This window comes from Pseudomonas sp. NPDC089743 (assembly GCF_044748785.1).
Classification (GTDB): Bacteria; Pseudomonadota; Gammaproteobacteria; order Pseudomonadales; family Pseudomonadaceae; genus Aquipseudomonas; species Aquipseudomonas putida_X.
This window is the reverse complement of sequence record NZ_JBIVGS010000011.1, coordinates 12,977-25,968: the sequence shown is the minus strand read 5'-3', so window position 1 is coordinate 25,968 and position 12,992 is coordinate 12,977. Positions and strand designations below refer to the sequence as shown.

General features: G+C 62.0%; 10 protein-coding genes. 6 read left to right on the top strand and 4 right to left on the bottom strand.

Annotation, left to right across the window (positions count from 1 at the left end; translation table 11 throughout):
* The 4 genes from aceF (at position 1) to ACIPZC_RS18640 (ending at position 6,065) form a co-directional block, all read left to right on the top strand.
* Positions 1–1,644: a dihydrolipoyllysine-residue acetyltransferase gene (aceF, locus tag ACIPZC_RS18655; RefSeq protein WP_400628699.1), complete on the top strand. Its 1,644-nt coding sequence runs from the start codon at positions 1–3 to the stop codon at positions 1,642–1,644.
* Positions 1,645–1,913: 269 nt separating this feature from the next.
* Positions 1,914–4,604: a putative bifunctional diguanylate cyclase/phosphodiesterase gene (locus ACIPZC_RS18650; protein ID WP_400628697.1), complete on the top strand. Its 2,691-nt coding sequence runs from the start codon at positions 1,914–1,916 to the stop codon at positions 4,602–4,604.
* 165 nt (positions 4,605–4,769) lie between these two features.
* Positions 4,770–5,438, top strand: coding sequence for a peptide-methionine (S)-S-oxide reductase MsrA (gene msrA / locus ACIPZC_RS18645; protein WP_267819310.1), 669 nt, complete (start codon positions 4,770–4,772; stop codon positions 5,436–5,438).
* 3 nt (positions 5,439–5,441) lie between these two features.
* Positions 5,442–6,065, top strand: a complete 624-nt coding sequence (locus ACIPZC_RS18640; protein ID WP_267819312.1) for a glutathione S-transferase — start codon at positions 5,442–5,444, stop codon at positions 6,063–6,065.
* 200 nt (positions 6,066–6,265) lie between these two features.
* Here the strand turns inward: ACIPZC_RS18640 and creD are convergent, their stop codons facing one another.
* The 4 genes from creD to ACIPZC_RS18620 all read right to left on the bottom strand — a co-directional run bounded on the left by creD (position 6,266) and on the right by ACIPZC_RS18620 (position 10,451).
* Entirely contained in the window at positions 6,266–7,594 is a 1,329-nt protein-coding gene (gene creD, locus ACIPZC_RS18635; RefSeq protein ID WP_241805643.1) for a cell envelope integrity protein CreD, read from the bottom strand.
* 138 nt (positions 7,595–7,732) lie between these two features.
* On the bottom strand, positions 7,733–9,166 hold the full coding sequence (gene creC / locus ACIPZC_RS18630) for a two-component system sensor histidine kinase CreC (RefSeq protein ID WP_400628694.1): 1,434 nt from the start codon (positions 9,164–9,166) through the stop codon (positions 7,733–7,735).
* The gene (gene creB, locus ACIPZC_RS18625) at positions 9,166–9,846 is read right to left on the bottom strand and encodes a two-component system response regulator CreB (protein ID WP_241805638.1); all 681 of its coding nucleotides are present in this window, start codon (positions 9,844–9,846) and stop codon (positions 9,166–9,168) included. Before creB ends, creC begins: the two co-directional genes overlap by 1 nt.
* A gap of 104 nt (positions 9,847–9,950) precedes the next feature.
* A complete protein-coding gene (locus tag ACIPZC_RS18620) occupies positions 9,951–10,451 on the bottom strand; it encodes an ATP-dependent zinc protease (protein ID WP_012316630.1) in 501 nt (166 codons plus the stop codon).
* 182 nt (positions 10,452–10,633) lie between these two features.
* Here ACIPZC_RS18620 and ACIPZC_RS18615 point away from each other — a divergent pair, with 182 nt between their 5' ends.
* Positions 10,634–11,521 carry an acyltransferase gene (locus tag ACIPZC_RS18615; protein ID WP_267819322.1) on the top strand — a complete coding sequence of 296 codons (888 nt, stop codon included), beginning with the start codon at positions 10,634–10,636 and terminating at the stop codon, positions 11,519–11,521.
* A gap of 444 nt (positions 11,522–11,965) precedes the next feature.
* On the top strand, positions 11,966–12,967 hold the full coding sequence (locus tag ACIPZC_RS18610; RefSeq protein ID WP_400628691.1) for an RHS repeat-associated core domain-containing protein: 1,002 nt from the start codon (positions 11,966–11,968) through the stop codon (positions 12,965–12,967).
* The last annotated feature ends 25 nt before the right edge of the window (positions 12,968–12,992 follow it).

Genomic DNA, 12,992 nt, shown 5'->3' with positions numbered 1-12,992 from the left:
GTGAGCGAACTCATTCGCGTACCTGACATCGGCAGCGGTGAAGGTGAAATCATCGAGCTGTTCGTCAAGGTCGGTGACCGTATCGAGGCTGACCAGAGCCTGCTGACCCTGGAGTCCGACAAGGCCTCCATGGAAATCCCGGCCCCCAAGGCCGGTGTCATCAAGGAACTGAAGGTCAAGCTGGGCGATCGCCTGAAAGAGGGCGACGAGCTGCTGGTTCTGGAAGCCGAGGGCGCCGCTGCGGCGGCCGAGGCTCCCGCTGCCGCACCTGCCCCTGCCGCCGCTCCGGCTGCTGCTGAAAAGCCAGCTGCCGAAGCCGCCCCTGCGCCGGCTGCAGCCCCTGCTGCCGCCAGCGTGCAGGATATTCACGTACCGGACATCGGTTCGTCGGGCAAGGCCAAGATCATCGAAGTACTGGTCAAGGTCGGCGACACCGTCGAAGCCGACCAGTCGCTGATTACCCTGGAGTCGGACAAGGCCTCCATGGAGATCCCTTCGCCCGCCGCAGGTGTGGTCAAGGAAGTGATCGCCAAGCTGGACGACGAAGTCGGCACCGGTGACCTGATCCTCAAGCTGGAAGTTGCAGGCGCCGCTCCGGCTGCTGCACCAGCGCCTGCCGCTGCTGCACCGGCCAAGGCTGAGGCTGCTCCGGCCGCCGCACCTGCTGCCGCTGCTCCAGCTGCTGCCCCTGCACCGGTCGCTACCGCGCCGGCTGCCGGCAGCAACGCCAAGGTTCACGCAGGCCCTGCTGTTCGCCAGCTGGCCCGCGAGTTCGGCGTAGACCTGGGCGCGGTCACCGCGACCGGTCCGCACGGCCGCATCCTGAAAGAAGACGTGCAGGTGTACGTCAAGTCGGTCATGCAGAAGGCCAAGGACGCACCGGCAGCTGCTGGCGCGACCGGCGGCGCCGGCATCCCGCCGATCCCGGTGGTGGACTTCAGCAAGTTCGGTGAAGTGGAAGAAGTGGCAATGACCCGCCTGATGCAGGTCGGTGCCGCCAACCTGCACCGCAGCTGGCTGAACGTGCCGCACGTAACGCAGTTCGACTCCGCCGACATCACCGAGCTGGAAGCCTTCCGCGTGGCGCAGAAGGCCGTGGCCGAGAAGGCTGGGGTCAAACTGACCGTACTGCCACTGCTGCTCAAGGCCTGCGCCTTCCTGCTCAAGGAACTGCCGGACTTCAACAGCTCGCTGGCGCCAAGCGGCAAAGCCGTGATCCGCAAGAAGTACGTGCACATCGGCTTCGCCGTGGACACCCCGGACGGCCTGCTGGTCCCTGTGATCAAGAACGTCGACCAGAAGAGCCTGCTGCAACTGGCTGCCGAAGCCGCAGCGCTGGCCGAGAAGGCACGCACCAAGAAACTGTCGGCTGACGACATGCAAGGCGCCTGCTTCACCATCTCCAGCCTCGGCCACATTGGCGGCACCGGCTTCACGCCGATCGTCAACGCGCCTGAAGTGGCGATCCTCGGTGTGTCCAAGGCGACCATGCAGCCCGTCTGGGATGGCAAAGCCTTCCAGCCGAAGCTGATGTTGCCGCTGTCGCTGTCCTACGATCACCGTGTGATCAATGGCGCGGCCGCCGCGCGCTTCACCAAGCGCCTGGGCGACGTGCTGGCGGATATCCGCACCATGCTGCTGTAACACGCAGCCAGCCTGCCCTCCCTTGGGGGGCAGGTACCCTTTTCGAGCTGCCACGCTCGTACCTCAACCCCGCCACCTGGCGGGGCTTTTTTTGCCTGTAAGGGCGCGATGAAGCCCCTGCTTTTGCGGGATCGCTAAGGAATCGGCCACCACAGCCGAAAACATATACATGACACCCCTCATGGCCGCTTGCCAGCCCCGGGGACATGATGCAACCTTGCCAGATGCGCCGCCGTCCAGGCCGCGTCACCTCTTCAAGCGAGTCTTCGATGAAAAGCCAACCCGATGCCGCCAGCCGTGTGGCGGCCGAGGTCGTCACGCAGCTTCCCGTGCCTTCACGGCTCGGCATGCTGCGTTTCGAAAGGCTCAACGAAGCCACTTGGGCAATGCTTTACCTCGACCCGGCCTGCGAACGCCAGTTCGGGCTAGCGGCTTCCCAGCTGTGCGCGCTGGTCGATTCACCGTATGCCAGCCTGATGGAGCCTGAGGCCCGCTACCGGCTGCATGACGAGATTCAGCGGCAACTGAGCACCCGTGGCTATTACCGTGTGCGCTACACCCTGCATGCCCAGCCGCGCTCGCTGCGCCTGCTCGAAGCGGGTGAAGCCTACAGGCAGCACAACCGCCAGCTGTTGCGCGGGTTTCTGACGGTACTCGACGACCAGCCCGAAGAGGCTGTCGAAGTGGATGCCGACGACCTCGAATCGCGTAACAGCCGCCTGCAACTTGCCCTGCAGCTGAACCAGCGCGCCCAGCAGGAACAGCTGGAACACCTCGAACGCGTGCGCAGCCAGCAGGACCTGATCCTGCGCCTCGCCCGCCAGCGCTACAGCGCGGAAAATTCGCTGCTCGAAGCCGCCCAACTGATAACCCGCAGCGCCTGCGAGATCTACAAGGTGGACTGCGCCAGCATCTGGCACCTGGAAGACCAGCGCCTGGAGCCGATCAGCGCCTGGTTGCGCAGCGAGCAAGTGCATCGCCTGCCCGAGCCCATCGATGCCAGCCGCTTCCCCGACTACCTCGATGCCCTGCACGCCAGCCGCGCCATCGATGCCCACAACGCCAACCACGACCCGCGCACCCGTGAACTGGCCGAGAGCCTCTACGCCGACAACAATGCCATGCTCGATGCCAGCATCCGCGTCGATGGCCAGGTGGTTGGCGTGCTGTGCCTGGAGCAGACCGGCCAGCCGCGGACCTGGCAGTCGGACGAAATCGCCTTCGCCGGTGAGTTGGCCGACCAGTTCGCCCAGGTCATCACCAACCATAACCGGCGCACCGCCGCCAGCGCCCTGCACTTGTTCCAGCGCGCGGTGGAGCAAAGCGCCAGCGCCTTCCTGCTGGTCAACCGCGACGGCGTGGTGGAGTACGTCAACCCAAGTTTCACCGCGATTACCCAATACAGCACCGATGAAGTACAAGGCCACCACCTGGCAGAGTTGCCGGCGCTGGAGAACCTCAGCGAACTGCTGTTCGACACCCCGTCGAGCCTGGCCATGGGCAACAGCTGGCAGGGCGAATTCAAAAGCCGGCGCAAGAACCTTGAGCCCTACTGGGGCCAGCTGTCGATTTCCAAGGTGTATGGCGACAACCGTGAGCTCACCCATTACATCGGCATCTACGAAGACGTCACCCAGACCAAGCTGGCCCAGCAGCGCATCGAGCGCCTGGCCTACACCGACAACCTGACCAACCTGGGCAACCGCCCGGCGTTCATCCGCAGTCTCGACGAGCGCTTCGCCCGGGATGAGCAGAGCCCGATCTGCCTGCTGCTGGTGGATATCGACAACTTCAAGCGGATCAACGACAGCCTTGGCCACCAGACCGGTGACAAGCTGCTGATCAGCCTGGCCCGGCGCCTGCGCAACAGCCTGAGCGTTGGCGGCGTGCTGGCCCGCTTCGCCAGTAACGAATTCGCCGTGCTGCTCGACGACACCAGCCTGGAAGACGGCCAGGGCGTCGCCCAGCAGCTGCTGCGCACCCTCGACAAGCCGATGTTCGTCGACAACCAGTTGATCAACGTGACCGCCTCGGTAGGCCTGGCCTGCGCGCCGCTGCACGGCAGTGACCCGACCACCCTCATGAAAAATGCCGGCCTTGCCCTGCACAAGGCCAAGGCCAACGGCAAGCACCAGGTGCAGGTATTCACCGAAGTGCTCAATGCCGAAGCCAGCTACAAGCTGTTCGTCGAGAACAACCTGCGCCGCGCCTTGACCCAGAACGAGCTGGAGGTGTTCTACCAGCCCAAGCTGTGCCTGCGCAGTGGCCGCCTGCTGGGGCTCGAGGCACTGCTGCGCTGGAACCACCCCGAGCGCGGCATGATCCGCCCGGACCAGTTCATCAGCGTGGCGGAAGAAACCGGCCTGATCATCCCCATCGGCAAGTGGGTGGTACGCCAGTCGTGCCGTATGAGCCAGCAACTGCGCGAGGCCGGCATGGGCAACCTGCACCTGGCCATCAACCTGTCGCCCAAGCAGTTCTCCGACCCCGACCTGGTGGCTTCGATCGCCTCGATCCTCCATGAAGAAGCCCTGCCTGCGCACCTGCTGGAGCTGGAGCTGACCGAGGGCCTGCTGCTGGAAGCTACCGAGGATACCCACCGTCAGCTCGACGAGCTGAAGGCACTGGGCCTGACCCTGGCCATGGATGACTTCGGCACCGGTTATTCGTCGCTGAGCTACCTGAAGAAATTCCCGATCGACATCATCAAGATCGACCGCAGCTTCATCAACGAAATCCCCGACAACCAGGACGACATGGAGATCACCTCGGCGGTGGTGGCCATGGCCCACAACCTCAAGCTCAAGGTGGTGGCAGAAGGGATCGAGACGCCTGAGCAGCTGGCCTTCCTGCGCCGACATCGTTGCGATGTGGGCCAAGGGTATCTGTTCGACCGGCCGATCCCGGGGCGGGAGCTGGCCGAACGACTCAAGCGCTATCCGCGCGGTCCAATGGCCTGACAGCTGCGTAATCCTCGGGCACTATAGAGCCCATTCGGGCCTCATCGCCGGCAAGCCGGCGCCCACAGGTAGGCACCGTTAGCAACGCCTGTGGGGTTGCTGGTGTAGCCGGCGTGCCGGCGGTGAGGCCACATCCTGTCCAACTGAAAACACAGAGGAACGGCCATGGTCCTGCGTTCGGAAATCCTGGTGAACAAAAACGTCATGCCAACCGCGGAACAGGCCCTGCCTGGCCGCGAAACGCCAATGTCCCTGCCCGAGTTTCACTACGTCTTCAAAGACACCCCGCTGCTCGGCCCGTTCTTTGAAGGCAGCGTCGACTTCGCGATCTTCGGCCTGGGTTGCTTCTGGGGCGCCGAGCGCCGCTTCTGGCAGCGTGAAGGCGTGGTCAGCACCGTGGTCGGCTATGCGGGCGGCTTTACCCCCAACCCCACCTACGAAGAAGTCTGCTCGGGCCTGACTGGCCACACTGAAGTCGTCCTGGTGGTGTTCGACAAGGACAAGGTCAGCTACCGCGAGTTGCTGGCGATGTTCTGGGAACTGCACAACCCGACCCAGGGCATGCGCCAGGGCAACGACGTCGGCACCCAGTACCGCTCGGCCATCTACTGCACCTCGCCACAGCAGCTCGAAGAAGCCAAAGCCAGCCGCGACGCCTTCCAGGCCGAGCTGAACAAGGCCGGTTTCGGCGAGATCACCACCGAAATCGACCAGGCGCCGACCGTGTACTTCGCCGAGGCTTACCACCAGCAGTACCTGGCCAAGAACCCAGACGGCTACTGCGGTATCGGCGGCACCGGTGTGTGCCTGCCACCCAGCCTGCAGGGCAACTGAACCATGAGCACGATGACCCTGTTCCACTCACCGCTGTCGCCATTCGTGCGCAAGGTGATGGTCGTGCTGCACGAGACCGGGCAGCTTGAGCGCGTGGCGCTGCAGGGGGTGAACATCACCCCGGTCAGCGGCGATGACCAGCTCAACCACGGTAACCCGATCGGCAAGATCCCGGCCCTGCGCCTGGAAGATGGCACTGTGCTGCATGACAGCCGGGTCATCTGCGAATACCTCGACCTGCAGCATGTCGGCCTGCCGCTGCTGCCGCGCGAGGGCTCGGCGCGCTGGCGGCGCATGACACTGGTGTCGCAGGCCGATGCGATCATGGATGCGGCGGTTTCCAGCCGCTATGAGAGCGTCCTGCGGCCTGAGGACAAGCGCTGGGACGGCTGGCTCGAAGCGCAGCGGGAGAAAATCCGCCGCAGCCTGGCCAACCTGGAGCAGGAGCACCTGGCTGAACTGATATCCGGCTTTGATCTGGCCGCGATTGGCGTGGCCTGTGCGCTGGGCTACCTGGACTTGCGCCAGCCTGATTTCGGCTGGCGGGAGCAGCAGCCAGGGTTGGCGGCGTGGTATGCCGAGGTGGCCAAGCGGCCGTCGATGGTCGCCACAGCACCGAACGCCTGATACAGCGCGATCGCCGGCATCGCGCCAGCTTTTAAGACAGTTGACCCCACAGGGATGTGGCCTGCCCTTCAGAACTGCAGCGAACCTGTGGGGCTTGCCGGCGATTGCTCAGCATGGCAACCATCGGCCTCAGCGGGGCATCACAGGAAACAGCTGCCCAATCCTGTGAGCCAGCCACCGCCCGATCTCTCTGTCCTCCCTCATGCCGCCCTCCCCACCCGGGCCCAGTCCAGGCGACGGGTCAGCACCATGAACACACCCAGCAAGCCAAAGCACAGCAGCGAGCCCATCAACAGCGCATAGTCCTCGGCACTGAGCAGCCCATAGAGCAGTGCGTACAGCACCGCCAACCCCGCCGCAAAGCTCACGCCACGCATCAGGCTGCGCAATACGTGGCTCAGGTAGAAGCCGAGCAGCGACACGCAGGCCGAGGCTGACAGGCCATACGCCAAGCCGAAACCGATGTGCTCGGACAACGAAAGCAGCAGCAGGTAGAAGAACGCCAGAGCCACCCCCACCAGGGTGTACTGCACGGGGTGCACGCTGAGGTTCTTCAGTACCTCGAACAGGAAGAAACCGGCAAAGGTCAGGGCGATGAACAACAGCGCGTATTTGATGGCCCGCTCACTCTTGAGGTACTGGTCCACCGGGTCGATGAAGCTTACCCCGAAGGTCCGCTCGCTGAATTCCGCACACTGCCCGCTGCCGGCACATTGGCGCAGGGCATCTTCAAGGTTGGTGGCGAAGAATGAGGTCTGCCAGTGCGCGCTGAAGCCTTTGTCGTCGATTTCGCGGCGGCTTGGCAGGTAACTGCCAACGAAGCTGGGGTGCGGCCAGTTGGCCCGCATGTCCACGCTGCTGGTGCGGCCCACTGGCAACAGGTGCAGTTGCCCGGTGCCTTGCAGTGCCAGATCGAAACCGTAGGTGAACGCACGGGCCTGCTGACCATCCAGTTGCGGCAGCGCGACGTGCACGCCACTGCGCAGCCAGTCCAGCCTGGTCCCGGCTTCGAACGCCAGGCGCTGGCCATCGATGTCGAGTTCCAGGGCATTTTCGATGCCGCGGATGTCGCTTATGCCGACCACCAGAAACGGCTTGTCGAAGCGGTAGTCGTCGAAGTCCTTGTCGATGCCCCAGCGCTCCGGCAGCTGGAAACGGCCCGCAAGTCGCCCTTTGGCATGGAACAGCCGCGCCTGGTAGATACCCCGCGCCCGCAGTTCGGTGTCCACGCCGAGGTCGGCGTCGAAGGTTTCCGGGAGGAAATACAGGTGGCCGGCGACAGTGCTGGTTTCCTGCACGCTCTGGCCGCCCTTGTCGATCCAGCGGCGCTGCACCTTGCGGTATGGCACCACCAGCAGCGGCCCGCTGATCTGCTGGTCGAAACTGGCGCTACGGGCGATGTCCTGCAGTACGTTGTCACGCAGGGCCTGGCGTTCATCGATCAGGCCGTTGATCAGCAGCAATGGGATGAGCAGCAGCATGATGAGCACGGCGATCATGCCGAGTTTGTAACCGAGGGTCTTGTTCATAGGGGCCTCCATTGGCAGTGGGCGCAGTGTCTGCGCCTTGCATGGAGGCATTGAGGAGCGTGTGTGGAGATCGTGTGTATTTTCAAGAACCAAATCGCTGGCAAGCCAGCGATGGGCTGCAACGCAGCCCCAGCAATCTCAGCTGATGCGCCGCACCGGCAGCCATAACCGCACCCGGACCCCGCCATCGACGTTATCCACCGCCAGCGACCCACCATGCAGTTGCATCACCTCATCCACAAAGTTCAGCCCCAGCCCGGTGCTCTTGCGCCCACTCCCCGGCCGCGGCAGCGAATAGAAACGCTCGGCAACCCGGCCGATGGCATACGCGGGTATCGCCTCCCCCTGATTGAACAGGCTCAGCGCCACCCGCTCGCCATCGCGCTCCAGCTCGAACAGCAGCGCCCCGCCCGGCGGGGTGAAATCCAGCGCATTGTCGAGCAAGTTGGCCAGCGCCTGGCGCATGAGAAACGGATCGCACAGCAGCCACATGCCTGGCGGCACCCGCTGGCGCACCTGCAGGCCGTTTGCGTCGATGCGTGCGGCATGCGCCAGCAGCAGCTCATCGACCAGCGCCGCCAAGGCAACCTGCTGCTCCTCTTCCAGCGCCTGCATCTGCTCGACCCGCGCCAGGTTGAGCAAACGTTCGATCATCTGCTGCAGCCGCTCGCTTTCACGCTCGATGTTGCCGGCAAAGCGCGCCCGCTGTTCGGCAGGCATATCACCCTGGAGCAATTCAGACGCGCCACGTATAGCCGCCAGCGGGCTCTTCAACTCGTGCGTCAGGGTGTGAACGTAGCGTTCCACATACGCCTTGCCCTCAAGCTGTGTGCGCATGCGCTCCACCGCATTGGCCAGGTGCGCCAGCTCACCGCCCTTGTAGTAAGGCAACGCGGCGCGCTGGCCTTCGCTGACCGCCTGCGCATAACGGGCCAGCCGGCGCAGGGAGCGGGCCAGCCACCAAGACAGCGCAGCGCCGATCAACAGGCCCATGCCGATCAGCCCCACCCCCAGGCCAAGCAAGCGCTGCTCGGACCGGTCGATGTACGGTTGCAGCGAGCTGTTGGGCTTGGCCACTGTGACCACGCCGATAACCTGCCCCTGGTCAACGATCGGCGCGGCCACGTGCATCACCGAGGTGCTTTCATCCTCTTCGACGCTGCGGGTGGAACGAGCACCGTACTGGCCGCGCAGCGTCAGGTACACGTCATTCCAGCGCGAATAGTCCTTGCCCAGGTCCTGGCCGCTGGAATCGAGCAGCACGATGCCTTTGGCATCGGTCACGTAGATGCGGTGGCTGACCTGGTGCTTGGCCAGGCCCCAGATCTGCGCGCCCGGGCTGCGCAAGCCGTACGCCTTGAGCACCTCAGGCAGGCGGCTCTGGGCCAGGGTACCGGCCTTGACGTCATCGTGGAGGATCTCGGCCAGAAGGTTGGCCGTGTCGACCAGGGTTTCCTCGGAAGATTGGCGTACCACAGGGCGGATCTGCTCGCGCACGGTGTTGAGTAGGAAGTAACCGGCCAAGCCGACGAACAGGAAGTACACCAGAAAGATCCGAATGCCCAGGCGCATCAGGCGTGTTCCGGGCTGTAGCTGTAACCCAGGCCCCGATGGGTCTGGATCGGCTCGGCGTCGGCAGCTACCTGGCGCAGCTTGGCGCGCAGGCTCTTGATATGGCTGTCGATGGTGCGTTCATAACCGACGTCGGAGGCCACCCCCAGGGCATCGAGCAACTGTTCGCGGCTGAACACTCGTTGTGGCTGTTCGAGCAGGCACTGCAACAGGCGGAACTCATGGCGCGTCAGCACCAGTGGCTGAGCGCGATAGCTGATTTGCATGCGCAGGGTATCGAGCTGGAACAGCGGCGCCTCGGTGGTGGTTTCTTGCCGCGGCGCCATGCGCTTGAGGATCGCACGAACCCGCGCCGCCACTTCACGCGGGCTGAAGGGTTTGACCACGTAGTCGTCGGCACCGATCTCCAGGCCGACCACCCGGTCGATTTCACCATCACGCGCACTGAGGAACATCACCGGCACCTCACTGAAGCGGCGCAGCTGGCGACAGGTTTCGAAACCACTGATATCGGGCAGTCCGATGTCGAGGATGATCAGGTCGGCAGGGCGCAGCCGCTGTTGCTCCAGGGCTACACCACCGAGGGTCACCCATTCGGTGCTATGGCCATCGGCCTGCAAGGCGTAGACCAAGGTATCGGCGATGGCGGCTTCGTCTTCGACGATGAGAATGTGGGGCATCTGAGCTGCAAGCCTCAAGCTTCAAGTAAAAGCGGATCGCATGAACTTACACCGATCTGCTTTAACTTGCAGCTTGTAGCTTGTAGCTTGCGGCTCGCGACTGCTCAGCAGTCAGGCTTGCCCGCAGTGAACCGTTTTGCCGGATTTACCGCGGCCTTGAATTCGCGCAACGCCTTGGCACCCACCAGCAATGGGTAGTTAAAGCTGCTGCGGTCGACCAGGTTCACTTCCACGGTGCGCTTCTCATCACCCAGGCACAATTCAAGGTCGATTACCGGCCGGCGCGACAGCTCGGGCGCATCGCCTTCATCGTCTTCGTCAGCGCGGTTCTTGATTTTGCTGATCCGCGAAACCTTATGCTCGTAGACCTTGCCGTCGGACTCTTTGGTCGCCAAGCGGAAACGCACCCAGTCCTCGCCGTCGCGCGTGAAGCGCTCAATGTCCTTGGCCGACAACGAAGCGGTGTAAGCCCCGGTATCCATCTTGGCCTTCAGGGTTTCGCCCAGTTCAGGCAATGAAATATTCTCGTAACGGCCGTAAAGCGTAGGTTCCGCGGCCATTACCGGCAGCGCCAACAGCGACAACAGGGCTAGCATTGGTTTCACAGGCAGGCTTCCTTGAAAGGGTTGTGTGCTTAGACTGTGCAGGCAGGATAGGTTCGCTGTCACAAGGGTAAACAACATAATGTGAAACATTTGTCCTGGCCGCTGGGCATTGGATATTTGGCGTAGGCTGCGGCGCTGCTTATCATTGCCGCCCGTTCAAATCCCACAACAAGAGTTTCCCTATGCGTCGCCTGCTGACCGGCATTCTTACGACCACCCTGCTGCTGCTCAACACCGTGGTGCTGATCTGCCCGCTGCTGGTCTTCGCTCTGCTCAAACTGGTGCTGCCGGGCCGTTGGCGTGACTACGCCTCCGCTGCCGTGATGTGGGTCGCTGAAGCCTGGTCGGAAATCGACAAGGCCATTTTCGCCTTGTGCATCCCAACCCAGTGGGATATCCGCGGCGTCGAAAACCTGCGTAAAGACACCTCCTACCTCGCCGTGAGCAACCACCAGAGCTGGGTAGACATTCCCGCGCTGATCGAAAGCCTCAACCGCCGAACGCCGTTCTTCAAGTTTTTCCTCAAGAAGGAACTGATCTGGGTACCCCTGCTGGGCCTGGCCTGGTGGGGCCTGGATTACCCGTTCATGAAGCGCTACAGCAAGGCGTTCCTGGAGAAACACCCCGAGCTCAAGGGCAAGGACCTGGAGATCACCAAAGCGGCCTGTGAGCTGTTCAAGCGCCAGCCGGTGACCGTGGTGAACTACCTGGAGGGCACCCGGTTTACCGAAGCCAAGCGCCAGGCACAACAGTCACCGTACCGCTACCTGCTCAAGCCGAAGGCAGGGGGCGTGGCGTTTGTACTGGCGGCGCTGGGCGAGCAGCTAGATGCGCTGCTGGACGTGACCATCGTATACCCCGGCAACAAGGCACCGGGGTTCTGGGACCTGCTCAACGGCAGCATCAGCCGCGTGGTTATCGACATTCAGGTGCGTGAACTGGACCCGGCGTTGTGGGCCGGGGATTACGAGAATGACCCGGCATTCCGCCAGACCGTGCAGGCCTGGGTGAATCAGCTGTGGATCGAGAAGGACCAGCGGATCGAGCGGTTGCGAAGCGAGATGGGTTGAGCGTGGCGCACCTGTGAGGGCGCTTGCGCGGGTCCCCCGCACCACCCAGATTGCGCAAGGCCTGTAGCAGCTCATCGCCGGCAAGCCGGCTTCCACAGGTTTCGCGGCGGGCTGTAGAACTAGTATTCCTATCAGTTTTAACTATCCCTGCGCCTGCTCAGAATGGACGCTTGGCAACCCTCTTACTCAGTGCCGAAGGGACATGAGTCCTGGTTACAGCATCAACCCACTCCTTTTACTTCCATCGCGCCGAAAGGCCCATCATGACCCCATTGGCGGCATCGCTGAGCGGGACCTCGCTCGGCGCAATGGCATGGAAAGCGAGCAATCGACTGGAGGTTCAGAGCTTGTTGAGGCTGTTTGTCACCTGATAAATCTGACAGTTGTAATCGAAGGCGCGGGCGCGCAGATTGGAAATCCAATCGCTACCTGAGACTTGAAGACATGGCGACCAATCCAGAAAAAGATGCATCAAGCGAAATCTCATCGAACGCAAGTCGAAGCACGTCATTAGAAGAGCGTGTTGCTTATTTCTATCAAAATGGTCACTTGGCAGCTGAATTTTCTGACAAAGGACCGCGCCGCATTTTGTGGTCGCAAGACATTGCGATCGCTCTGCTGGGGCATGTTGAAACAGCCACACTGCTTAAAGTAGACCAAACCAACTCCGTTATGGGCACCCCACCTGACTCGGTGGTGTATTCGCCCTATGGTCATTTTGAAGCTGGCAATACAGCAGGCTTAGTTGCGTTTAACGGACAACGGTTTGACCTGACCACCAATGGGTACGCACTTGGTAATGGGCATCGCATCTATCGACCAGATTTGCGGCGCTTTTGCAGCCCGGATACGTTAAGCCCGTTCAGCACTGGCGGCCTGAATGCTTACAGCTACTGTGCAGACGACCCAATTAACAACGTGGATCCAAGCGGGCAGACCTTGCTACCGGCCTTGAAAGCGCCCCCCTCTATAAACCGCCCAAAATCGCTACCGCCTACATCGCGAAGTTCCTCTAAGCCCACTTTAGGTGAGGCATACCAACAAGCAGTTGAACGAGCACTTGCGGGAGACTCAGATCCTGCCTCACCGCGCCTACGCAAGATCCAAATTGAAAAAATGAACCTTAGGGCCATCAAAAGCGAAATAAAAAACCTCGAAATCGCCATGTTTAAACAGCCGATGAATCGTAGCGGAAAGTTGGAGACAGCACGCAACTTGACTCGGATTAGCACGCAAAAATCAGCGGCAGCAGATGCGGGACATTGGAATCCTAATTCAAACTATGGAAACAATGTAGTGGCAATGGAACACAAAACAAGAGCCAGGAAGTACTTCGAGGATAATCCTGGCATCCAAGAACATTTGAACACCATCAATCGATATGAGAGGGCCACCGAAAAGCAAGATTCCATACTCTGGAAAATCAATAAACTTCGCAATTCTTAAGAAAAGCAGTTAACGATCCACCCTT